The following is a 23,673-nucleotide window of genomic DNA, read 5'->3' as shown; positions in this document are numbered from 1 at the left end:
TTATGAAGTTTCCAAAGCTTTTGGCGCCAATCGCCTTATTAGGAACAAGTTTTAGTTCCCTAGCAGCTGAACCGTTTACAGTAACTGATATTCGAATTCAAGGCTTACAACGCGTTGCACTAGGTGCAGCATTATTAAATACCCCGGTTAAAGTTGGCGATGTAGTAACAGACGCTGACATTGCTCGTATTATTAAGACCCTTTATAAGTCAACAAACTTCGAAGATATTCAAGTCTTCCGCGATGAAGGTTTATTAATTATTAAGGTCAAAGAGCGTCCGACGATTTCTGCGATTAACTATGAAGGCAATAAAGACCTCAAGGATGAGCAGTTGGCTGAAAGTCTCGGTGGTTCTGGCATCAAGGTTGGTGAACCCTTGGACAGAACGCTGCTTACGGAAATCGAAAAAGGACTTGAAGATTTTTACTATAGTGTCGGTAAATATTCTGCAAAGGTTGAAGCCAGCGTTACGCCTTTGGCACGTAACCGTATTGAACTTAATTTCAACTTTAAAGAAGGTGATGCCGCAAGTATCGAGCAGATTAATTTAGTTGGTAATACTGTCTTTAGTGATGAAGAATTAAAAGAAGGTTTTGAATTAACAGATTATACCGCGTGGTGGAATGTTTTCGGTGAACGAAAGTACCAAAAACAAAAGCTGCAGGGTGATATAGAGACATTGGAATCTTTTTACAAAGATCGCGGTTATATTCGGTTTAAAGTTGACAGCACTCAGGTATCAATGACGCCAGACAAGAAGAGTTTATATATTTCACTTAATCTTGATGAAGGTGAGATTTATAAAATCAAGAAAGTTAACTTAATTGGTGATATAGAGAAATATCGAACTATTCTTGAGCGCTTAATTCCTATGCAAGAGGGTGATACTTATAACGGCGCAGAGGTTACTTTTACTGAAGAAAGATTGTCTCGTTTTCTTGGCAATTATGGATTTGCTTTTCCAAAAGTAACAACCTATCCAGAAATAGATGATGAGACAAAAGAAGTAACTTTAAACATGAATATAGAGCCTGGTGCTCGTGTTTATGTCAATGATATTCGATTTGTCGGGAATTATAATACCAAAGACGAAGTTTTACGCCGTGAAATGCTCCAATTAGAAGGTACTTGGCTCAATAATAGTAAACTTGAAGGATCAAAGAATTATTTAAATCGTTTAGGTTTCTTTGAGGATGTAGAAACTGAAGTAGTTCCGGTGGCTGGACATGACGACAGAGTCGACGTTGAAGTTAAAGTTAAAGAAACTGCATCAGGGTCATTTAATGCTGGTGTTGGTTACGGTAGCTATGGCGGCCTAAGTCTACAATTAGGCGTTACTCAGAATAATTGGTTGGGGACAGGTAACCGCGTAGGTATTAATTTTAATACCAATAAGTATCAAAAAAACGTTAATTTGTCTTATCGCGATCCATATTTAACACATGATGGGATTAGTGGCGGAGCAAATATTTATTGGTCTGAATATGATGCGGGTAATGCAAATTTAGCGCGTTATAACAACAAATCATATGGCATTGGTTTTGATTTAGGTTTTCCAATTAATCCTGTAAGCCGAATAAATTTAGGTATTGCTTTTAGACATAATGATATTTCTGAACTAAATCAGTACGAGCAGGTTAAACCATTTTATGCTGTATACGGTGGCGCTAGTAACGGTGATATTGCTTTTGACAACTTCGAAATATCCGCTGGATGGAGCAGAAATACCTTAAATCGTGCTCGCTTTCCATCAGCTGGGTCTAATACTACTTTCAATGGTAAAATGACAGTTCCTGGTAGTGAGATTCAGTATTTCCGTCTAGCGCTAGAGTCGAGACATTATTTCCCATTAACGCGTGATCATCGTTATTCATTGATGGGAAAGATTAAACTTGGCTATGGCAATGGCTATGGTAAAGTTGATGGCAATGATCATTTATACGCGTTTAATGAAAACTTCCGTGCTGGTGGTCCAGGCTCTCTGCGTGGCTTTGAAGCCAATACAGTCGGCCCTAAAGCAATATACTTATTAGGTAATAGGGAACAAGGTTCTGGTAGCCCAATTGATATCATTACTGATCAATCAAACTTGATTTATGGTGACCCTACAACTATTTCATATAGCCAGTACGGTATTCAAAATAACCCCAAGCGCGGTTTCGCGATTGGTGGTAATGCTCAAGCATTAGCAACACTTGAACTTTTCGTACCGACGCCATTTGTTGATGAGGGAGCGTCGAGCTCTGTTCGAACAAGTCTATTTGTTGAAGGCGGCAATGTATGGGATACGGAATTTGATTATGACCGCTATCGTCAGTTTTCCGCATCTGAGTTTGATAAAATTTATGATTTCTCAGATCCTAGTGAGTTTAGAGCGTCATACGGTGTATCTTTCCAATGGTTATCACCAATGGGACCATTGGTATTTAGTTTGGCGAGACCAATTCGCGAAGTGGAAGGTGATCGTTTAGAAGTATTTTCGTTTAATATCGGAACAACATTTTAATTATAAAGAATTCACTGTTTAGTAAAAACAGTATTTAAAGGAGAAAATTTTGAACAAGTTAGCAACAGCAGTTACTGCAGCAGCATTATTAGTAGGCACTTCATTTAGCAGTGCGAGTTACGCTTTCGAGCAAAAGATTGGCGTAATCGATATGGGAACTATTTTTCAGAACCTGCCACAACGTGAACAGTTAAGCCAGAATCTAGAATCAGAGTTCAAAGAACGTCGTGAAGCGGTGCAAGCTATCGTTAAGAAAATGCAAGATCTATCTGAGAAAAGTAAGCGCGATGCTGCGTTATTAACTCAGCAACAAAAACTAGATATGCAGCGCGAAATGGAATCTCTAAAAAGCGATTACCAATTAAAAGGTAAAGCATTAGAAGAAGATATGCGTCGTCGTGGTGCTGAAGAGCAAAACAAATTGTTATTGCAGGTTCAAAAAGCGGTTAACGAAGTTGCAAAAGAAAAGAAATACGATGTAATTCTGCAATCGAACGCTGTAGCTTATATCAATAAAGAGAATGACATTTCTCAATTGGTTGCAAAGAAAGTAGCTAAGTCTAAGTAATATGGCAAAATTTACTCTCGCTCAATTAGCGAAAGAGCTAAATGCATTAGTGAAAGGGGACGACAGTGTAGTCGTCTCTAGCATCGCGACTTTGAAATCTGCTCAATCTGGGCAGATTTCTTTTTTGTCTAACCCGAAATATAAAGAGCAAATCTTTGAGTCACAAGCAAGCGCGATTATTATGCGTGAAGTTGATGCCGCTGATTTTGATGGTAATGCTCTGATTTTGGATGAGCCTTATGTTGGTTACGCTATGCTAGCCAATATTATGGACTCGACGCCTGCCCCGGCTGTTGGCATTAGCCCGATGGCAAAAATATCTGCGCAGGCGACTATCGGAGAAAACGTAGCCATTGGGGCTAACAGCGTTATAGAAGCTGGTGCTATTGTTGGCGACAACTGCGTGATTGGCGCTAATTGTTTCGTTGGTGAGAACACGTCATTAGGTGACGGTGTTAAACTGTGGGCAAACGTTGTGATATATCACAACGTTAAGCTCGGTGCTAACTGTTTGATTCATTCTAGCGCGGTTATCGGCGCCGATGGTTTTGGGTTTGCACCACATAACGGGCAATGGCATAAAATCCCACAGCTTGGTGGTGTTAAAATTGGTGCTGGTACAGAAGTTGGTGCTGGTACAACAATAGATCGCGGCGCGTTAGATGCCACTGTTGTCGGTAAAGGTTGTATTATTGATGATCAAGTTCACCTTGGCCACAATGTAATCCTTGGCGATTTTTGTGCTATGGCGGCGAATACCTGTGTGGCGGGTAGTGTCAATATTGGCAATAACTGTATCATCGGTGGTGCATGTGCCATCAATGGTCATCTCTCTATTTGTGACGGGGTCACGATCACAGGGATGAGCATGGTTATTAAAGATATTTCTGAAGCTGGTGTATACTCTTCGGGTATGCCTTCTCAAACTAACCGTGAATGGCGCAAAAATGGCGCGCGTTATCGTCAGCTCGACGATATGGCCAAACGACTCAAAGCCGTTGAAAAACGACTTAATCAAGCTTAAGAAAACTTTTACTCAGGAAGAATTGTTTTGTCTAACGAATTATCACCACTTGAAATCAATGAAATCATGGAGCTTTTGCCTCATCGTTACCCTTTTTTATTAATCGATAAGGTTATTGACTTCGAGGTGGGTAAATCATTGCACGCCGTTAAAAACGTAACTATTAACGAGCCGTTTTTCCAAGGTCACTTTCCAATCAAACCTATTATGCCAGGTGTGTTGTTGTTAGAAGCAATGGCTCAGGCAACCGGTGTTCTTGGTTTTAAAACGATTGAAAAGTCAGACGATACTCTTTACTACTTTGCAGCAATTGATAACGCGCGATTCAAGCAACCAGTTGTGCCAGGTGATGTTGTTCATATTCATGTTGAATATTTAAAAGAACGTCGCGGTATTGGTAAGTTTTATTGTGAAGCCAAAGTTGATGGCAAGGTTGTTTGTAGTGCAGATCTTATGTGTGCTCGTAAGGACTAAATTGTGATAGATCCCTTAGCATTTGTACATCCCAATGCAACCCTAGGCAAGAACGTTAGCGTAGGACCGTGGAGTTATATCGGTGCCGATGTGACACTAGGCGACGGTTGTATTGTCGAATCTCATGTGGTCATTAAAGGTCCATCGAAGATTGGTAAAGAAAATCATTTTTTCCAATTTTCTTCGGTGGGTGAGCAATGTCAGGACAAGAAATTTGCCGGTGAAGATACCCAATTAATCATGGGGGATCGCAATGTCGTGCGTGAAGGCGTGACAATTCATCGTGGAACAGTACAAGATAAAGGAATTACACAAATCGGCAGTGATAACCTGCTGATGGCTTATGTACATGTTGCTCATGACTGTATGATTGGCAACAACTGTATTTTAGCTAACAGCGTTAATCTTGCTGGCCATGTTCATGTTGATGACTTTGCAATTATCGGCGGCATGACAGGCGTACATCAATTTGTGAAAATTGGTGCTCACTGTTTTGTTGGTGCGACTTCTTGGGTCAATCAAGATGTACCGCCGTTTGTGATTTGTTCTGGGCAACCTTGTGTGCCACGGGGTATTAACAGTGAAGGATTGAAGCGTCGTGATTTTAGTAAAGCTTCAATCTTGGCGATTCGCCGAGGCTTTAAAACACTTTACAAGCAGCAATTGTCGCTTGAAGATGCTGTTACTGAATTAAATAGTTCAGACGATGAAAACGTTGCACTCTTTGTTGATTTCATTAACAAATCTACCCGCGGAATCATTCGCTAACCAACGACTTAAGGAGTTGGCGTGAGCCAGATAACCCCTACTACAGACGTTGATCTCATTCCAATTCGCATCGGTATTGTCGCCGGAGAAATCTCCGGCGATATTCTTGGTGCGAGTTTTATCAAGTCTATAAAAAAACGTTACCCTAACGCCGTCTTCGAAGGCATTGGTGGCCCGCAAATGATTGAACAAGGCTGTCACAGTCTGTTTGATATGGAAGAGCTGTCGGTGATGGGACTCGTTGAAGTATTTAGCCGCCTGCGCCGCCTGTTTGCTGTTAAGCGCGCTTTGTTCGAGCACTTTACGGCGAATCCACCTGATGTCTTTGTTGGTATCGACGCACCTGATTTTAATCTGCGCTTAGAGCTCCAATTGAAAGAAGCGGGTATTAAAACCGTGCAATACGTGAGTCCATCGATTTGGGCATGGCGTCAAAAGCGCATTTTTAAAGTTGCCAAGGCTACTAACCTAGTACTAGCTTTGCTGCCGTTTGAAAAAGAATTTTACGATAAATACGATTTTCCCTGTGATTTTGTCGGTCATACTTTGGCGGATCAAATCGCGCCAGATATGTCTAAACAAGATGCCAGAGATAAACTAGGCCTTGAACTAGACGCTAAATATCTCGCACTAATGCCAGGAAGTCGTGGCAGTGAGCTTAAATACAATAGTCAAATGTATCTTGAAGCGGCGTTGCGGTTAAAAGAAAAATACCCTGAATTACGTTTTGTTATTCCATTAGTAAATGAGCAACGCAAGGCGCAATTTCTTGCCGCGAAAGCGGAGCTTGCACCAAATCTTGATATCGCCATTATCGATGGCCAGTCACGCGATGTGATGGCGGCAAGTGATGTTATCATGCTTGCTTCTGGCACCGCGACTTTAGAGGGCTTGCTCGTTAACCGTCCTATGGTGGTTGTGCATAAGATTCATTGGCTAACCTATAAAATCTTTAAGCCGATGATGAAAGTTGAGCATTACTCATTACCTAATCTACTCGCTAAAAAGGAGCTGATTGTCGAGCTGATTCAAGATGACGCGACTATCGATAATATAGTCACTGAAGCGTCGAAATTACTCGATAGTGATAACCAAGCGATGTTGGGTGAATTTAGTAAGTTACAGCAATTACTTAAGTGTGATGCTAGTGAGCGTGCTGCCGACAGTGTCCTTGGCCTAATCAAACAGAAATAAAAACAATAAGAATAATAGTATGCCGACAGAACCAGAATTTATTTTTCCTGATCTCATCGTCGCTGGCGTCGATGAAGTTGGCCGCGGCCCATTAGTCGGTGACGTGGTCACCGCCGCGGTTATTTTAGATCCCAATAAACCAATCGAAGGCTTAGCGGATTCTAAAAAGCTTTCTGATAAAAAGCGCGATGCCCTGTACGATATTATTATTGAAAATGCGCTGGCCTATTGTGTCGGCCGTGCTAGCCCACAAGAAATTGATGAATTGAATATTCTTCACGCGACTATGCTGGCGATGCAGCGAGCAGTCGCTGGCCTGCCTGTAACGCCGCAACATGTACTGATTGATGGTAATCGTTGTCCTGAGCTGCCGATTTCATCGCAGTCTGTGGTAAAAGGGGATGCTCGCGTTGAAGAAATAAGTGCTGCCTCTATTATCGCCAAAGTAACCCGTGATCGCGAAATGGAAGCGCTGGACAAAGAGTTTCCGCAGTTTGGCTTTGCTAAACACAAAGGTTACCCGACGAAATTGCACATGGAAATGATTGAGCAATTTGGCGTAACCCCTTATCATCGACGTAGTTTTAAACCTGTAAAAGCGGCACTAGAAATAAAATAACTAAGCTGCTTTTTAGCAAGGAATTGTTGTGACCGATCCTAAATTTGTTCACCTGAGAATCCACTCTGATTTCTCGATGGCCGATGGTGTTGCCAAAGTTGGTAAGATTGTTGGCAAAGTCGATGAGTTAAAAATGCCTGCAATGGCTATTACCGATCTGGTTAACATGTGTGGCCTGGTGAAGTTTTATCGCGGCACGCACGGTGCTGGCATCAAGCCAATTATTGGCGCAGATATGTGGGTGCAAAGCGATGAGTTCGATGAAGAGCCATGGCGTATTACCATTCTCTGTAAAGATAACAAGGGTTACAACAATCTCACCTTATTGATTTCCGAAGCCTATTTACGCGGTAAGATTCAAGATAAAGCCGTTATCGACAAAAAATGGCTAGCAAAATATAACGAAGGCCTGATCATTCTCTCTGGTGGTCGTGAAGGCGATGTAGGCATGGCGCTGTTAAAGGGCAACGAAAAACTCGCTCGCCAGTGTTTGGCTTTCTACCAAGAGCATTTTCCAGATAGCTATTATTTAGAACTATTGCGCACAGGCCGCGTTAACGAAGAAGAGTATTTACACGCTGCCTGTCAGCTTGCTAGCCAGACTAACGTTCCTGTAGTTGCCACAAACGAAGTTGTATTCTTAAATAGTGACGATTTCGATGCCCATGAAGTGCGCGTGGCGATTCACGATGGTTATGCGTTAGCTGATCCTAGGCGCCCAAAACGATACAGCGAAGAACAATACCTGCGCACCGAAGAAGAGATGTGCGAGCTGTTTAGCGATATTCCATCGGCATTAGAAAACAGCGTCGAGATTGCTAAACGCTGTAATGTTACCGTTGTACTCGATGAATACGTGCTGCCTGATTACCCAACAGGTGATTTAGAAATTGAAGACTTCTTAGTTAAGGTATCTGAAGAAGGTCTTGAAGAACGTTTAGAATTCTTATTTCCTGATGAAGAAGAGCGCAGCAGACGTCGCCCTGAGTATGATGATCGCTTAAAAGTCGAGCTCGACGTTGTTAACCAAATGGGATTCCCCGGTTACTTCCTTATCGTAATGGAGTTTATCCAGTGGAGTAAAGATAACGATGTACCTGTGGGCCCTGGGCGTGGTTCTGGTGCTGGTTCATTAGTGGCTTATGCGCTAAAAATTACCGATCTCGATCCTCTTGAATACGATTTGCTATTTGAGCGCTTCCTAAACCCTGAACGTGTTTCGATGCCGGATTTCGACGTCGATTTTTGTATGGAAGGTCGCGATAGAGTAATCGATCACGTAGCTGAATTGTATGGCCGTGATGCGGTATCCCAGATCATTACCTTTGGTACCATGGCGGCAAAGGCTGTTGTACGCGACGTAGGCCGTGTGATGGGGCAGCCTTATGGTTTCGTTGACCGTTTAACAAAATTGATTCCCGCAGAGCCGGGGATGTCGCTGGCTAAAGCATGGGATGTTGAACCGCAGCTCGATCAGCTTTATCAAGCAGACGAAGACGTGCGCGAGCTTATCGATATGGCGCGCCGCCTTGAAGGTACAACGCGTAATGCCGGTAAACACGCCGGTGGTGTTGTTATCTCGCCAACCACCATTACCGATTTTGCGCCGCTGCTGTGTGACGATGAAGGTAAAAATCCTGTTACTCAGTTTGATAAAAATGACGTTGAAACAGCGGGACTGGTAAAGTTTGACTTCTTAGGTCTGCGTACGCTGACCATCTTGAAATGGGCGTTAGATCCACTTAACGCAGCACGTAAGGATAAAGGCCTAGAGCCTGTGATGATCGAATCGATTCCCCTCGATGATAAACCGTCATTTGATATGCTCAAGCGCAGTGAAACCACCGCCGTATTCCAGTTGGAATCTCGGGGTATGAAAGAGCTTATTAGCCGTCTTTTACCTGACTGTTTTGAAGATATCGTCGCACTAGTAGCCCTGTTTAGACCGGGGCCGCTACAGTCGGGCATGGTAGATAACTTTATCGACCGTAAACACGGCCGCGAGGAAGTCTCTTACCCTGACCAACAATGGCAGCACGAATCGCTAAAAGACGTACTTGAGCCAACCTATGGCATTATCTTGTATCAAGAGCAGGTAATGCAGATTGCGCAGGTACTTTCGGGTTATACCCTTGGTGGCGCGGATATGTTGCGTCGTGCGATGGGTAAGAAAAAACCAGAGGAAATGGCTAAGCAGCGCTCGACGTTCGAAGAAGGTGCAATAAAAAATGGCATCGATGGCGAACTCGCCATGAAAATCTTCGACTTGGTAGAGAAATTCGCGGGTTACGGATTTAATAAATCTCACTCGGCAGCCTACGCACTGGTTTCTTATCAAACGCTGTGGATGAAGTGTCACTATCCTGCCTATTTCATGGCGGCGGTAATGTCGGCGGATATGGATAACACCGATAAGATCGTGACCTTGGTGGATGAATGTGATCGCATGAAGTTAGTGCTGCATCCGCCAGATGTAAACTCTGGCCAATACATGTTCAGTGTTAACGAAGACGAAGAGATTGTTTATGGCATCGGCGCTATCAAAGGTGTGGGTGAAGGCCCTGTGGATGCGATTTTAGAAGCGCGCGCCGAAGGTGGTCCTTTCAAAGATCTGTTTGATTTTTGTGGTCGTGTCGATACTAAACGCGTTAATAAGCGCACCTTCGAAAAGCTGATTAAAGCAGGGGCACTAGACAAGCTAGGGCCACATCGTGCGGCTATGATGGCGTCATTACCTGAAGCTATAAAAGCATCTGAGCAACATGCCAAAGACAGAGCCGTTGGTCAGCACGATTTATTTGGCCTGTTGGCGAGTCACGATGAAGACGTGACACACGAGTTTGCCGATGTGATGCCGTGGCCCGATAAAATCTGGCTAGAAGGCGAGCGAGAGACCCTTGGTCTTTACCTGACAGGTCACCCAATAAATCAGTATTTACCTGAACTTAAACACTATACTCGTTGTCGTTTAAAAGACATTGCGCCGACGGAGCGCGGCCAACAAGTTAAAGCAGCTGGTTTAGTTATCGCCTCGCGTGTGATGATCACTAAGCGCGGATCTAAGATGGGGATTTTAACCATCGATGATAAAAGTGGTCGTTTAGAGGCAACTTTATATGCCGAAGTCTTGGAAAAGTACGAAGAATTACTGCAAAAAGACAAAATATTGATATTAGAGGGAGAGGTCAGCTTTGATGATTTTTCCGGTGGTAATAGAATGTCGGTCAAAGAGGTCTATGACGTCGCAAATGCCCGTGAGCGCTTTGCTACAGCGTTGGAACTCAAGGTTGAACAACAACAGATCGATAAGCACTTTTTTACACGATTTAACCAAGCTTTAGCACCATTTCAATACGGTGCATTGCCGGTTAATATTTTTTATTCACGTGCTGAAGCCACTGCCAAACTCGAGTTGGGGATTCAATGGCGGGTAACGCCAGATGATGAACTGTTGGACAACTTGCGAATGCTACTTGGTAAGCGGCATGTGCGATTGAAGTTCTAAAGACCTAAAGAGGGCCTGTTTACCCTTGAAGATGAATTTTGTGCAATTGACAAGGCTGTTTCGCAAGGCATGAGGAGCGACACCTAGTTTACCTAGGCGAGCGACGAATAATGCGGTGAAAATGTCTTGTCATTGCATCCGAAGGACAGCGCTTGTTCGTGATTTCTACGGCGTTATCGCCTGCTAGCTTAGCCCACTAAGCGTCGCAGGCTCTGCCTTGTATAAAACCCGAACAATTCGCTGCAAAAAACTTCAACAAAGGCAAACAGCCCCTGAGATATTTTAGTCGTTTGGGCTATAATCCACTAGGATTGTATCTGGGCGAACACCACAATTTAATAGAGATGAGTTAATGAGTCAGAATTTTTTAGAGTTTGAAAAACCAATTGCCGAACTACACGCGCAAATTGATGAATTGCGTAACGTAAGCAGCAATAGTTCACTTAACATCGATTTAGCCCAAGAGATTGCAACACTAGAAGAAAAAAGTGTTTCAATGGCGCAAAAGATTTTCTCAGATCTAGGTCCGTGGCAAGTAAGCCAAATCGCTCGTCATCCAGAGCGTCCATATACTTATGATTACATTGAGCGCGTTTTTGAAGACTTCGATGAAATCTGTGGTGATCGTGCCTATGCTGATGACAAAGCGATTATCGGCGGTACAGCTCGTTTAAATGGTATGCCTGTGATGGTCATTGGCCATCAAAAAGGCCGCAGCACTAAAGAGAAAGTAAAGCGTAACTTTGGTATGCCGCGTCCAGAAGGTTACCGCAAAGCCTTGCGTTTAATGGAAATGGCAGAACGTTTTAACATGCCTATCGTTACACTAATTGATACTCCGGGAGCTTACCCAGGTGTTGGTGCTGAAGAGCGCGGACAATCAGAAGCTATCGCACGTAACTTAAAAGTGATGGCTGGTCTTAAGGTACCTGTAGTTTGTACCGTTATCGGCGAAGGTGGTTCTGGTGGCGCATTGGCTATCGGTGTTGGTGATACGGTTAACATGCTGCAATACAGTACCTATTCAGTAATTTCTCCAGAAGGTTGTGCTTCAATTTTGTGGAAGAGTGCTGAAAAAGCATCACTAGCGGCTGAAGCTATGGGTATTACTTCAGATCGTTTATTAGATTTAGATTTAATCGATAACATCATCGAAGAGCCATTAGGCGGCGCACATCGCGATTTCGATGCAATGGCTAATAACATCAAAACAACGCTTGTTGATCAAATCGCTGTTCTAAAAGCATTAGATCTAGATACTATGCTTGATAACCGTTACAAGCGCTTAATGTCGTTCGGTTACGCATAATAGTAATTACTGACGTAAAACGCCGTTAAAGGAAACTTTAACGGCGTTTTTGTTTTTTGGGGAGTGATATATACTCCTAATAACTTTTTATTTCCGTTAGAGCGCTATGAACCTCATTGCTAAGGTTAATCAATTTATTGCAACCCATCAGCTCGCGAACAAGCAGTTCGTGATTGGTTTAAGTGGTGGCATAGATTCTGTTGTATTACTGGATTTATTGGTTAAATCTGATATTCCACTGCGCAACTTAAAGGCGGTGCATGTAAATCACAGTCTTAGCCAACAAGCTGATGATTGGCAGCTGTTTTGTCACTCTCTATGCAAAGACTATGGCGTTAGCTTTCGCGCTGAAAAGGTTCAAGTGACTTCGGGTAAATTAGGGATTGAAGGTGAGGCAAGGCGTTTGCGCTATAACGCTTTATCGTCGCATGTAAATAGTGATTGCGTTTTAGTCACGGCGCAGCACCTTGACGATCAAGCAGAGACGTTATTATTAGCGTTAAAGCGTGGCAGCGGCGTATTGGGCCTTGCAGGTATGATGCCTGACACGCCTTTTAGTGATGGCTTACACGCCAGACCATTACTCGATATTTCGCAAGCTGACATTGAAGCCTGGGCTGCGCAAAATAAGCTTGAATGGGTGGAAGACGAAAGTAACACTGACGAGCAATTTGATCGTAATTATCTGCGTCACAGCGTTATAAAAGAGCTCAATCAGCGTTGGCCGTCATTTAGCCGTAATGTCGCACGCACAGCACAATTATGCCAAGAGCAAATGGAGCTTGCTGATGAAGTGGCAAGTAGTGATTTAGCGCGTCAGGACTGTTCTAATCAGCAGCTAGCGCTTTCACTACTTGATGAACTCTCGCCAGCAAGGCGCAATAACCTTATGCGTTATTGGCTGCGAATAAACAGTGTCAGTTTACCGTCACAAAAACAACTCGCTCAGCTTATCAAGCAAACACAAAGCAAAGACGATGCTCAGGTAAAAATAGAATTAGGCGAAGCTGTTATTAGGCGTTTTCAGCAGCGCTTATATATCGTGGAGACAACTAATGAAGAAATGCCTGCCACCATAGCGATCAAAGATATTAATCAGTCAGACGTTATCACGACGCCGCTTGGGAAAGTCATGTTAAATGATAACGAAGGTGATATTGCTATTAAGCAGCCAAATCAACATTGCAAAGTCACTATTGAATACGGCTTGGCTGGATCAATAAAATCGTGGCCGAGCACTCGAGATAAGCGCAGAACGTTAAAAAAACTGTGGCAAGAGCATAGGGTGCCCCCCTGGGAACGAGGGCTAGTACCTTGTTTGTGCGCTGATGGTGAATTAGTCGCGGCGATTGGTTATTGGGTTGAAAAAGATTGGTGTGCTGTTGAAGATGATGATGCTATAAACATAAAATGGCAAAGACGCGGTTAATCGTCTTTGCCATTTAGTATTAAGACCTGAATTTAAAGGTTTACATCATAGGCTGCGGTAGTTGTTTTTACCGTCGCCTTTAGCTTGATATAAAGCCTTGTCTGCACGCTCAACCATTGAGGCGCTGCAGTCACCTTGCTGCCAATTAGTAAAACCGATAGAGGTTGTTACATGATGACCGTTTAAGAGCGCATCGTTACACACATTATCGATAATGCGTTGCGCAACTAACCCCGGGTTTAACGAATCACTATGGGCGAGTAATAATACAAACTCGTCACCACCAAACCTAAACACATAATCATTCGAGCGTAATGCTTCGCGTAAAATCTTCGCAAACTGCTTAAGTACCGCATCGCCTTCAGCATGGCCGTGTTGATCATTGACCTGCTTAAAGTTATCGAGATCTAACATCAACAGACTAAACGGACGATCTTCGCGCTGTGCAGTCGCCTTCATTGAGCTTAGCGTCTCATCGAAATAGCTGCGATTACCTAAACCAGTTAAATGATCACGTAGGCTTAAACGACGGTTGTGCTCGAAAATAAGTACATTGTTTAACGGTTGCAATAATTGCTGCTCTAAAGAGGCAATTAACTGCCGCTGCGGCTGTGCCAACGGTTTAGTTGATAAGTAGCGCATTGTGCCTAACGATTTGTCGTGTAGAAACAATTGGCTACTCAATACACAACAACTACCTTGTGAGTATTTAGGCTGAAATACTTGATCTTGATATTCAAACTCAAGGCCTGTGATTTGCAGGCGCATACTCACTTCTCTAGCGTATATTGCTAATAGTGGTTGAAGTTCGATAGCAACACTAAGTTTTTGTAAAAAATCAAGTTTATCTAACGCTCTGCGTACTGGCGCATTGGCGTTGTCACTGAATTCTTTGGCGATTGAAGTAAATTCAATGCTCTCTAGTTCATTGATAGTTAAGTTTAGACGTTGCATTTTAATTCTCACTCTATTGTGTGATAACCGGCACTACATCCTTGCTCGGAAACTTTCTCGTGCTGTTCAAAAAATTGACACAGCGTTATTTACTAGTAACAAAGCAAAGGGTGTGCCAAAAAGGATCAAATTTGTTATCCCACTAAAGAGTGCTTTTAAAATAGCCACTTGTTGCGCTACAGTAGAAGACATTGTTTAGGAAATGCCACAAGGATCCCATCGTCTATGCTGTCTGTATTGATCTCATTACTGTTGGTTATTTTAGTGTTGCTGGTCTTTAGGCGCATGAGGATCCCACCTGTTTTGGGCTATTTGGTGACAGGCATTTTAGTTGGCCCTAGCGTGTTTGAGCTGTTAGCGGATTCCGAGCAAATGCACTTTCTGGCGGAGCTTGGCGTCGTTTTCTTGTTGTTTTCTCTTGGTCTTGAGTTTTCACTACCTAAATTGATGTCGATGAAAGGCTTAGTATTTGGTTTGGGCAGCGCGCAACTCTCAGTGACCACGGGGGTGATAGCCGCCGTGTGTCTCTTAGTTGGTTTAGATCTAGAGCAAGCGCTAATTGTTGGCGCTGTTGTTGCGTTGTCTTCGACGGCGATTGTGATAAAGCAACTATCAGAAATGCGCCAGACTAACAGCGGCAGTGGACAGATGGCGATATCGGTATTGCTATTTCAAGATATCGCGGTGGTGCCTATTCTTATTTTGATTCCCATGCTCGGTACCGATTCTGACTTTGGCTTATCTCTGTTACTCGCTCTCGGTAAAGGGGTTGGGGCTTTCGTCATTATTTTTCTCGCCGGTAAGTTAATACTGCCTAAACTGTTTGATGAAATCGCTAGGGCGCGCTCAGATGAATTGTTTGTATTAACGGCGATAATGGTTGTGGTGTTAACGGGAGCACTGACTTATTCATTGGGATTATCTGCTGCTCTCGGCGCATTTCTATCAGGGATGATGCTTGGTGAAAGTAAGTATCGTCATCAACTCGATGCGGATATTAGACCTTTTAAAGATATCTTGATGGGACTATTTTTCGTGTCCATCGGTATGATGCTCAATTTATCCTTAGTGGCTCAGCAGTGGCCGTTATTGTTGTTGTGCTTACCCTTATTGATTCTGACAAAATCGCTCATTATCACGGCGTTTTACCTCAATCGGCGCGCCAAGCGTCGCAGTGCGTTAAAGAGCGGTATTTATTTGGCACAAGTTGGCGAATTTGGTTTTGTGGTGCTTGCGCTAGCGCAGAAGAATAGTTTGCTGTCGGATAGCACCGTTTCCTTTATTATTGCGCTTGGTGTTCTGAGCATGGCATTAACGCCAATCTTGATGCATCGAGCAGATAAACTAGCTAAGAAACTTATCAAGTCACAAACGTTGCTCGAGCAGCCGCTGCCTATCCCAACAACGTGTGAGTTAATGAAAGATCACGTGGTAATCTGTGGCTTTGGTCGCGTAGGACAAACCATTGCTCGTTTCCTTAAAAAAGAAGCCATATCTTATATCGCGATGGATCAAGATCCTGTTCGTATTCAAGAAGCCTTAGTAGGTGGTGAAAACGTGCTCTTTGGTGACAGTCGTCATCGCGATATTCTAAAGAGTTGTCATGTCGACAAAGCAAAACTTGTTGTTATAACTTTCGATGATAATCATTCCGTAATGCAGGTTCTTAGCGCCTGTAAGGAAATGGGGCAAGACATTAAAGTAATGATCAGAACGCGAGATGATACCGATATGGCAAAGCTTAAAGAGGCTGGGGCACAAACAGTGGTGCCAGAAGCCTTGGAGGGCAGTTTAATGTTAGTGTCGCAAGTATTGTTCTTATCTGGTGTACCCATGAGCCGAGTACTTAAGCGCATTCAAATTGAACGTAAAAATCAGTACAAGTTTATGCATGGTTATTTCCACGGTGATGAGTCTTCCCATAGTATGGAGCTGGATTTAGAGCAGCTCCATGCTGTGGCTTTACCATTTGACGCCCATGTTATTGGTAATAGCATTGGTGAGCTGCCGCTAGAGCGCTTGCGCATTACATTGCGGGGTATTCGTCGCAATCACCAAGAGATCAGCGAACCCGAGCATAACTTTGTTATTGCTGAGGATGATGTGCTCATTTTGTGTGGCAAGCCACGCCGCGTGGAGCGGGCAGAGCGCTATTTACTTAACGGTGGCTAATGTTGATTGGCAAGCTCGTCATATTGTGCGTGTTTAGCGCGCACTTTTACATCACTGATATCTAAAAATTCTTTCAGCTCTTTAGCTTGCGCCATGCCATCATTAAAACCTGCTTCAATAAGTTCTTTGCAGTAATCCTTTTCGAATAATAAGTAGCTGATTAAACTCGATTCACTTTGTCTAGTCACGCCAATTGTTGCCATTAACCTGCGAATGGCCCAAGGAACCTCGTCAAAGTGGCGATGGGCGATTTTATTGATATCGATACTTGGATTGATTAAAAACGTATCTATGCGGCGTAAATCATGTTGTTCTAATTTTTCTTTCGGAATTAGTTCCAACGTTGCATTAACTCGCTGTGCACGTTCGATATCTGAATCCAGCGTATCACTAAACACACTATCGAGTAGATGACCAGCGATGGAAGAGGCGCTCGGATGACGCATCATACCGTGAGCTGGCTTATCATGTGGCGAATCTAAACCAATACAAAGAATTTTCTCAGCACCTAAATGAATCGGCGGACTCAAAGGAGATAGCTGGTGGATAGAGCCATCACCGTAGAATGATTGCCTTACCTCAATGGCTGGAAAAACCAACGGCAGTGCTGATGACGCCATTAGGTGATCGGCGTGCAGCACACCGCGTAAGCTTTCGCGTTTAGAGCGTTTCCAGTCTTCTATCGAAGGGTGTCCTTGGTAAAATGACACCGAATTTCCGGTTTCGTAACTCGATGCTGTCACTGCAAGCGCATGCAGATAACCATTGGCAATGTTACGTTCAAGACGCTCAAAGGGCACCATTTGATTAATTAGCTCTCGCAGTGGTGAATTGTCCAACAGGGACGTTGGCCTGTTGCGATATAAATCACTACGCATCCATTTGGTGACATTATTAAACATGTGATGAGACACCCGTCCCAAGTCACTACGATAAATGTGATGAGTGCGCATATTGCGCCAAATCCAATCGAGTTTCTTGACCCCAAGGTGAAAACTAGACGCGTAACAACCTAATGCCGTGCTGTTAATGGCGCCTGCGGATGTGCCGCATAAAACGGGAAAGGGGATGCTGTGGTTACGAGGATAAAAGGTGGCAATCGCTTTTAACACCCCAACTTGATAGGCACCGCGCGCGCCGCCGCCACTGAGCAATAAGCCTATTTTGTGCTTGCTGTTGTGTAGAGATTTATGGGCGGCGTTCATGATAATAATTTTCCAAAATCAGCGAGTTATCTTTGAAGATATCAAAAAATAATCTATAGAGATAATGATTTATTGTGTTAAACCAGTTTTAATAGTGAAAGGTTAAAAGAAAGGCTTTAATCGATGTTTTTTGCGCGTAATTCTCAGTGTGCGTTAATCAAGGGCAGTGTTAATGACAACAGGAGCCATCGCCATTATGCGATTCAACTTACTATTCGTTTAGACGAAGCCTTTGAAGTTGATAAGCAAGTTATTAAGGATATGTATCACATCTTGCCAGTGATGCAGGAGCACCGTTTAACAGCAACGTCTGACGTTGTTATTTTGCTAATCAATCCAGCATCATCATTTGCACGATGGTTGCGATGTCGCACTGACGATTCTTCACTAGAAGCTTGTTGTATCACGATCGCGTCACTTTTTAGCCCGCATAATGAAATGAATCGCTCTTTGCTTACCTTAATCGAAAATATTATCCAGCATTATTGCGATTCCTGCTCTGTGGTGACGATGGAGCCAAGAATTGAGCAGGCGATGAGATTACTTGAGGAAAAGTCATTGCAAGTCACGAGCGCTAGTGAAATTGCAGAGCAAGTTGGTTTGTCACCATCGCGCTTTTTACATTTGTTTAAAGCACAAATGGCCATCAGTTATCGACGTTATCAACTGTGGTTAAAGCTAATGGCGTCTATCGATGATCTATTGCTTTCGAACTCGATAACAATCGTCGCGCATGATTACGGGTTCGCCGACAGCGCACATTACAGCCGTACGTTTAAAGAGTGTTTTGGCTTTACACCTAAGGCATTTAAATTAATGCAAAAACAAGCGCATAAATAACAACATTCGCGGTATAATCGATTTTTGTGAGTTCTCATTATGCGCACCATTATAGCTACGGACATTTTTGGCCGTAATCAATTTCTTCTTCAGTTTATTCAAGACTGTCAGTTACCTGCTGACACATTAATTGTCGACCCTTATCTAGGTATCGAACATCAGTTTGCCAGTCAAGAACAAGCCTATCAGTGTTTTATCGACAACGGTGGCCTAGACGCTTATATCGCGTCTTTATCTCAAATACTTGTTAATCAAACAGAGCCGTGTCGATTAATTGGTTTTAGCGCTGGAGCAAGCGCCATCTGGCGTGTATTAGCAAATGACTCATCGGCTGCACATGTCGAAAAGGCTCTGTGTTTTTATCCGGGGCGGATCCGCCACTATCAGGGGTTAGTGCCGCTTAAGCCGCTAACGATAGTTTTTCCCGCCAAAGAAGCGCATTTTGATTTAGCACCTGTGATTGAAAAGGTGTCGAATAAAGAGATGGTTTCTGCTCGTCAGCTGCCGTTAGCGCATGGATTTATGAATCGCCAATTGTCGGTGTTTGATGAAGCTGCATATTGGCACTATGTTAAGGAAATAAGTGTTGGGGAAGTAAGTGTCGAGAAAATATAGTGTTGAGGAAATAAAAAAGGCAGCTCAGTAGCTGCCTTTTGTTCGTTTATGACTTAATTAAGCAAGTTGCTGCTTTAAGAAATCAACGATTTCGCCAATCGCTACTTCTTGCTTTTCGCCATCGCGACGTGATTTATATTCAAACACGCCGTTGTCTAAGCTCTTTTGACCGATAACGATAGTATGTGGAATACCCACTAATTCCATATCGGCAAACATAACACCAGCGCGCTCTTTACGATCGTCAAATAACACTTCGATACCAGCGCCTTGTAAATCGCTGTATAGCTTGTGCGCTGCATCGCTAATCGTTTCTGATTTGTGCATGTTCATTGGCACAATAACCACTTTAAATGGAGCAATTTCTTGTGGCCAGATAATGCCGTGTTTGTCGTGGTTTTGCTCGATTGCTGCAGCCACAATACGTGAAACACCAACGCCGTAACAACCCATGTTAAGGATCTGCTGTTTACCTTGCTCGTTTAACACACCAGCGCCCATGGCTTGCGCGTATTTGTCGCCAAGTTGGAAGATATGACCTACTTCGATACCACGAGCGATGTCTAGTTTACCTTGACCACATGGGCTAGGATCGCCAACTTCAACGTTGCGGATATCAACGATTTGCGCATCTTCTAAGGCAACATCGCGAACCCAGTTAGCGCCAGTAAAGTGAACGCCATTTTCGTTGGCACCACAGACAAAGTCACTTAAGTGAGCAGCTGAACGATCAACAAATACTGGAATGTTTAAGCCAATAGGGCCAATAGAACCTGGGCTTGCTTTAGCGGCTTCTTTCACTTGCTCGTCAGTGGCAAATTCAAATGGCGCTGCAACACCGTCAACTTTCTCAGCTTTAACATCGTTTAGTTCGTGATCGCCACGTAGTACTAATGCAATCACTGGCGCTTCTTCGCTGTCGCCTTTCACGAGCAGTGTTTTCACTGTAGTTGTCGCGTCGATATCTAATAGTTTGGCAACATCTTCGATAGAACGAGCATTTGGCGTATCTACTTTTGCAAGCTCTTGAGATGGCGCTGCACGCTCACCTTCTGGCGCTAATGCTTCGGCTTTTTCTATGTTCGCAGCGTAGTCTGAGCCGTCAGAGAATACGATGGCATCTTCGCCAGAATCCGCTAATACATGGAATTCGTGAGATAACGCGCCGCCGATGCTGCCGCTGTCTGCTAATACAGGGCGGTATTTTAAGCCTAAACGGTCGAAGATGCGGCAGTAGGCATCAAACATTACGTTATAGGTTTTTTCCATACACTCGTCTGAAAGATGGAAAGAATAGGCATCTTTCATTAAGAATTCACGTGAGCGCATTACACCAAAGCGTGGACGAACCTCGTCACGGAATTTAGTTTGAATTTGGAACAGATTCATTGGCAATTGCTTGTAGCTTTTAAGCTGGTTGCGAACCATATCCGTAATGACTTCTTCGTGAGTTGGGCCTAATACAAAGTCACGCTCGTGACGGTCTTTTAAGCGAAGTAGCTCTGGACCAAATTGTTCGATACGGCCGGTTTCCGCCCATAAGTCAGCAGGTTGAACCATTGACATTAATACTTCAACGCTACCAGCGCGTTCCATTTCTTCGCGAACGATAGTTTCCACTTTCTTCATCACTCGCAAACCCGAGGGTAGCCACGTGTACAATCCTGAAGCAAGGCGGCGAACCATGCCGGCGCGGATCATTAATTGGTGGCTGACGATTTCAGCATCGTTTGGAGTTTCTTTTTGAGTGGCTAATAAGTAGCTAGTCGTACGCATTGTGAACGCCTTTAAAAAGTGATTAAACAAAAAATTAAAGGCGGATTGTAACAGGTGAAAAGGGCAGTGTAACTAGATAGCTTCAATATTTATGACATTGATTTTGTCACCGATAACCCGCCAGTGAATATCGTAGTCGTAAAGATGCACACTATAGGTTTTATCGTCGTCTTTTTGCTGTTTATACGCGGGACGAGGATCTTGCGCCAGAATTTGTATCACCAGACTCTCAAATTCGTCAGGTAGTGTGTTGTTATTGATAAAATCAGATGCCGCAGATGAAAAGGCTACGGCTTTTAAGTTGGGAGCATCAGGCGCGAAGCCACAATCTGCTTCAATTGCGTCGCTATAGCTAATATAGGGCTTAATATCGAATATTGGCGTACCGTCAAGTAAGTCCATGCCGCTAATTGCAATGCATACGTTATTGTTATCTGTGATAACGCGCTCTAGTTTTACAACTGACATACCAAGTCCGTTGGGACGAAACGTGGAGCGAGTCGCAAGTACGCCAGTCTTTTTATTGCCGCCTAACCGCGGCGGTCTCACTAGTGGCTGCCAACCCTTACTCGCGTTTTCGTGAAAACCAAAAAGTAGCCACAAGTGAGAAAATGTTTCTAAGTCGCGTACCATTTCCGGTGAATTATAACCGTCACACAAAGTGATAGTCCCCTTGGCTGCTGGAGCCAAATTAGGCTGACGCGGAATAGAAAACTTTTGTTTAAAAGGTGAAGATAAGATGCCAATTGGTTCTATGGTTGTGGATCCGAGCATAATAGTAGCGCTTGAAAAAGTAGTTAGTGTAGCTTTGATTGAGGCAACAAAAAAGGGTAAGCATGCTTACCCTTTTTTAAATTCATCAAGATGCAGTAATTAAACTACAGTGATGTTCTCAGCTTGAGGACCTTTTTGACCTTGAGTTACAGTGAACTCTACAGTTTGGCCTTCAGCAAGAGTTTTAAAACCCTCGGCGTTGATTGCGCTAAAATGTGCGAACACATCTGGACCTGATTCTTGAGAAATGAAGCCGAAGCCTTTAGATTCGTTGAACCATTTTACGGTGCCAGTCGTTTTAGACATAGTTATATCCTATAAATTTCATTAGTATTTTGTACCGATTATTTCTATCGGTTAAGCGTTGTAAGCGTTGCTATTACTTATGAGAAACAAGGCGAGATCTAAGCCAGAGGTAGAACATCGAGGTTGAGCATAAATATCAGATTTACTAACAAGCTGAAAATTATTATATCGACGAAAGTAGGTGAGTCAATTATTATCGGCCTAAAAAATAGTCTTTTTTTAACCTAGGCTTAACATTCGAGAGTTAGGCATTAAAAAAGCCACTAAATATTTGTTTAAAAATAATAAAGTGGCTTTGTGGGCTAATTACTTAATAGTAATAGCTTTTACTTTTTTGCAACTTTTTGTTGGTATTTGTCGTAAAGTTGACGGTGACGGTTGTTAAGATCAACCTTGCGCCCATCGATAAACATCTGGCCAACGCGATGGGTTTGATAGTCCATCACATCACCATTGGTAATGATGATAGACGCTGATTTACCAACCTCTAGTGAGCCAAGTTTGTTATCGACACCAAGTAATTTAGCAGGCGTTAGCGTAATGGCTTCTAGCGCTGCTTCTTTACCTAGACCGTATTTAGCGGCCATGCCTGCTGCAAATGCAAGTGAACGGCTGTCCCATGCGCTTTCGTAACCGATAACAACAGTCACTCCAGCTTCTTTTAACTCGCTTGGTGTTTTAAAGGCTTGGTCGATGTCTTCATCACCACGTGCTGGAATACCAAAGGCATGCGTATAAATCACTGGCACTTTTTGCGCTGCGATTTGCTCTTTAGCTAGCCATGCATCGCGGCCGCCAACGATTACCATGTTGAGATCGTGGCTGCGCTCGAAACGCAACGCTTGCTCGATTTCATTGATGGCATCGGCGTGAACAAATAAGATTTTCTCTTTGTTCCACAACCCTAACATTGCATGCCAACGGATATCTTGCTCGATTGATTTATCGGCTTTGTAGGCAGTGGCGTAGCGCTTTGATTGAGCGAAGTAATCTTGCAAACGATCTAAACGCTTGTGATAGGATTTAAGTGCCTTTGGCATACGCTCTTTCGACACCCAATAGCCTGGCTTAGACGGCCAAAATAGGTGAACACCTACTGCTGATTTCACAACGCCATCGTCAACATTCCATGCATCGAGGTTGATCACCGATGATTGGCCGCCCAGCATATAGCCGCTTGGCGTCACTTGCACGTGGGTAATACCGTTAGCGCGAATCGTTGGAATGATTTCAGAATCAGGATTATAGGCAACTTCTGCAAGCAGATGTGGGTTGTCTTCACCGACTTCTGTAATATCGACTGTTGCGCGTACCGCTTCAATTTCACGTAGACCAAGTTGGCTCACAGTAGAAATTAATCCCGGGTAGACGTGTTTGCCGTTGCCATCAATAACTTGCGCGTTTGCAGGCTGTGCTAGCTGCTGGCCAATGGCAGCAATTTTTCCGTCTTTAAGCAGAATATCGCTGTTGTTTAATACACCATTGCTAACGGTGTGTAGTGTGGCACCTTTAATTAAAATTGGCGCACTTTGTGGTTTGCCCGGCACCATATCGTGGGCAGCTGCGCCGCCCATGGTTAGCGCGCAGGCAGCGCCTAGCATCCACTGTTGTAATTTAGAAATTCGAGCTGTCAT

The 23,673-nt window shown here is 43.6% G+C and carries 19 protein-coding genes; 13 read left to right on the top strand and 6 right to left on the bottom strand.

The features are described 5' to 3' along the window. Positions 1-2: 2 nt before the first annotated feature. The 10 genes from bamA (at position 3) to tilS (ending at position 13,397) form a co-directional block, all read left to right on the top strand. Entirely contained in the window at positions 3-2,507 is a 2,505-nt protein-coding gene (gene bamA, locus MHM98_RS02550; protein ID WP_239437659.1) for an outer membrane protein assembly factor BamA, read from the top strand. 49 nt (positions 2,508-2,556) lie between these two features. Continuing rightward, positions 2,557-3,075: an OmpH family outer membrane protein gene (locus MHM98_RS02545; protein ID WP_239437657.1), complete on the top strand. Its 519-nt coding sequence runs from the start codon at positions 2,557-2,559 to the stop codon at positions 3,073-3,075. 1 nt (position 3,076) lies between these two features. Then, on the top strand, positions 3,077-4,099 hold the full coding sequence (lpxD, locus tag MHM98_RS02540; protein WP_239437656.1) for a UDP-3-O-(3-hydroxymyristoyl)glucosamine N-acyltransferase: 1,023 nt from the start codon (positions 3,077-3,079) through the stop codon (positions 4,097-4,099). A gap of 27 nt (positions 4,100-4,126) precedes the next feature. Continuing rightward, positions 4,127-4,573: a 3-hydroxyacyl-ACP dehydratase FabZ gene (gene fabZ, locus MHM98_RS02535; RefSeq protein ID WP_239437655.1), complete on the top strand. Its 447-nt coding sequence runs from the start codon at positions 4,127-4,129 to the stop codon at positions 4,571-4,573. Positions 4,574-4,576: 3 nt separating this feature from the next. Beyond that, complete coding sequence (gene lpxA / locus MHM98_RS02530; RefSeq protein WP_239437654.1) at positions 4,577-5,341, top strand: acyl-ACP--UDP-N-acetylglucosamine O-acyltransferase; 765 nt, start codon at positions 4,577-4,579, stop codon at positions 5,339-5,341. Positions 5,342-5,362: 21 nt separating this feature from the next. Beyond that, positions 5,363-6,535, top strand: coding sequence for a lipid-A-disaccharide synthase (lpxB, locus tag MHM98_RS02525; protein ID WP_239437653.1), 1,173 nt, complete (start codon positions 5,363-5,365; stop codon positions 6,533-6,535). A gap of 19 nt (positions 6,536-6,554) precedes the next feature. Continuing rightward, a complete protein-coding gene (gene rnhB, locus MHM98_RS02520; protein WP_239437652.1) occupies positions 6,555-7,154 on the top strand; it encodes a ribonuclease HII in 600 nt (199 codons plus the stop codon). Between the two features lie 28 nt (positions 7,155-7,182). Beyond that, positions 7,183-10,659: a DNA polymerase III subunit alpha gene (gene dnaE, locus MHM98_RS02515; protein ID WP_239437651.1), complete on the top strand. Its 3,477-nt coding sequence runs from the start codon at positions 7,183-7,185 to the stop codon at positions 10,657-10,659. 352 nt (positions 10,660-11,011) lie between these two features. After that, a complete protein-coding gene (gene accA, locus MHM98_RS02510) occupies positions 11,012-11,968 on the top strand; it encodes an acetyl-CoA carboxylase carboxyl transferase subunit alpha (RefSeq protein ID WP_239437650.1) in 957 nt (318 codons plus the stop codon). Positions 11,969-12,074: 106 nt separating this feature from the next. Continuing rightward, positions 12,075-13,397 (top strand): tRNA lysidine(34) synthetase TilS, encoded by a 1,323-nt coding sequence (gene tilS, locus MHM98_RS02505; RefSeq protein ID WP_239437649.1) that lies wholly within the window; start codon positions 12,075-12,077, stop codon positions 13,395-13,397. Positions 13,398-13,442: 45 nt separating this feature from the next. On the opposite strand, the gene MHM98_RS02500 is transcribed toward tilS, so the two are convergent. Next, positions 13,443-14,351, bottom strand: a complete 909-nt coding sequence (locus MHM98_RS02500; RefSeq protein WP_239437647.1) for a GGDEF domain-containing protein — start codon at positions 14,349-14,351, stop codon at positions 13,443-13,445. A 225-nt stretch (positions 14,352-14,576) separates the two neighbouring features. On the opposite strand from MHM98_RS02500, the gene MHM98_RS02495 reads away from it, so the two are divergent. Then, entirely contained in the window at positions 14,577-16,523 is a 1,947-nt protein-coding gene (locus MHM98_RS02495; RefSeq protein ID WP_239437645.1) for a monovalent cation:proton antiporter family protein, read from the top strand. On the opposite strand, the gene MHM98_RS02490 is transcribed toward MHM98_RS02495, so the two are convergent. Then, the gene (locus tag MHM98_RS02490; protein WP_239437644.1) at positions 16,520-17,728 is read right to left on the bottom strand and encodes a patatin-like phospholipase family protein; all 1,209 of its coding nucleotides are present in this window, start codon (positions 17,726-17,728) and stop codon (positions 16,520-16,522) included. The genes MHM98_RS02495 and MHM98_RS02490 overlap by 4 nt on opposite strands. A 123-nt stretch (positions 17,729-17,851) precedes the next feature. Here MHM98_RS02490 and MHM98_RS02485 point away from each other — a divergent pair, with 123 nt between their 5' ends. Further along, positions 17,852-18,568: a helix-turn-helix transcriptional regulator gene (locus MHM98_RS02485; RefSeq protein ID WP_239437643.1), complete on the top strand. Its 717-nt coding sequence runs from the start codon at positions 17,852-17,854 to the stop codon at positions 18,566-18,568. 39 nt (positions 18,569-18,607) lie between these two features. Continuing rightward, entirely contained in the window at positions 18,608-19,183 is a 576-nt protein-coding gene (locus MHM98_RS02480) for a hypothetical protein (protein ID WP_239437642.1), read from the top strand. A gap of 57 nt (positions 19,184-19,240) precedes the next feature. Here the strand turns inward: MHM98_RS02480 and MHM98_RS02475 are convergent, their stop codons facing one another. The 4 genes from MHM98_RS02475 to MHM98_RS02460 form a co-directional block, all read right to left on the bottom strand. Further along, complete coding sequence (locus tag MHM98_RS02475; RefSeq protein ID WP_239437641.1) at positions 19,241-20,959, bottom strand: proline--tRNA ligase; 1,719 nt, start codon at positions 20,957-20,959, stop codon at positions 19,241-19,243. Between the two features lie 72 nt (positions 20,960-21,031). Then, complete coding sequence (tsaA, locus tag MHM98_RS02470) at positions 21,032-21,733, bottom strand: tRNA (N6-threonylcarbamoyladenosine(37)-N6)-methyltransferase TrmO (RefSeq protein ID WP_239437640.1); 702 nt, start codon at positions 21,731-21,733, stop codon at positions 21,032-21,034. 99 nt (positions 21,734-21,832) lie between these two features. Then, entirely contained in the window at positions 21,833-22,039 is a 207-nt protein-coding gene (locus MHM98_RS02465; RefSeq protein ID WP_239437639.1) for a cold-shock protein, read from the bottom strand. Positions 22,040-22,365: 326 nt separating this feature from the next. Then, entirely contained in the window at positions 22,366-23,673 is a 1,308-nt protein-coding gene (locus tag MHM98_RS02460) for an amidohydrolase family protein (RefSeq protein WP_239437638.1), read from the bottom strand.

The sequence above is a fragment of the Psychrobium sp. MM17-31 genome (assembly GCF_022347785.1).
Lineage (GTDB): Bacteria > Pseudomonadota > Gammaproteobacteria > Enterobacterales > Psychrobiaceae > Psychrobium.
Note: the sequence above shows the minus strand (reverse complement) of the source record. Positions and strands in the feature narration are given on the sequence as shown.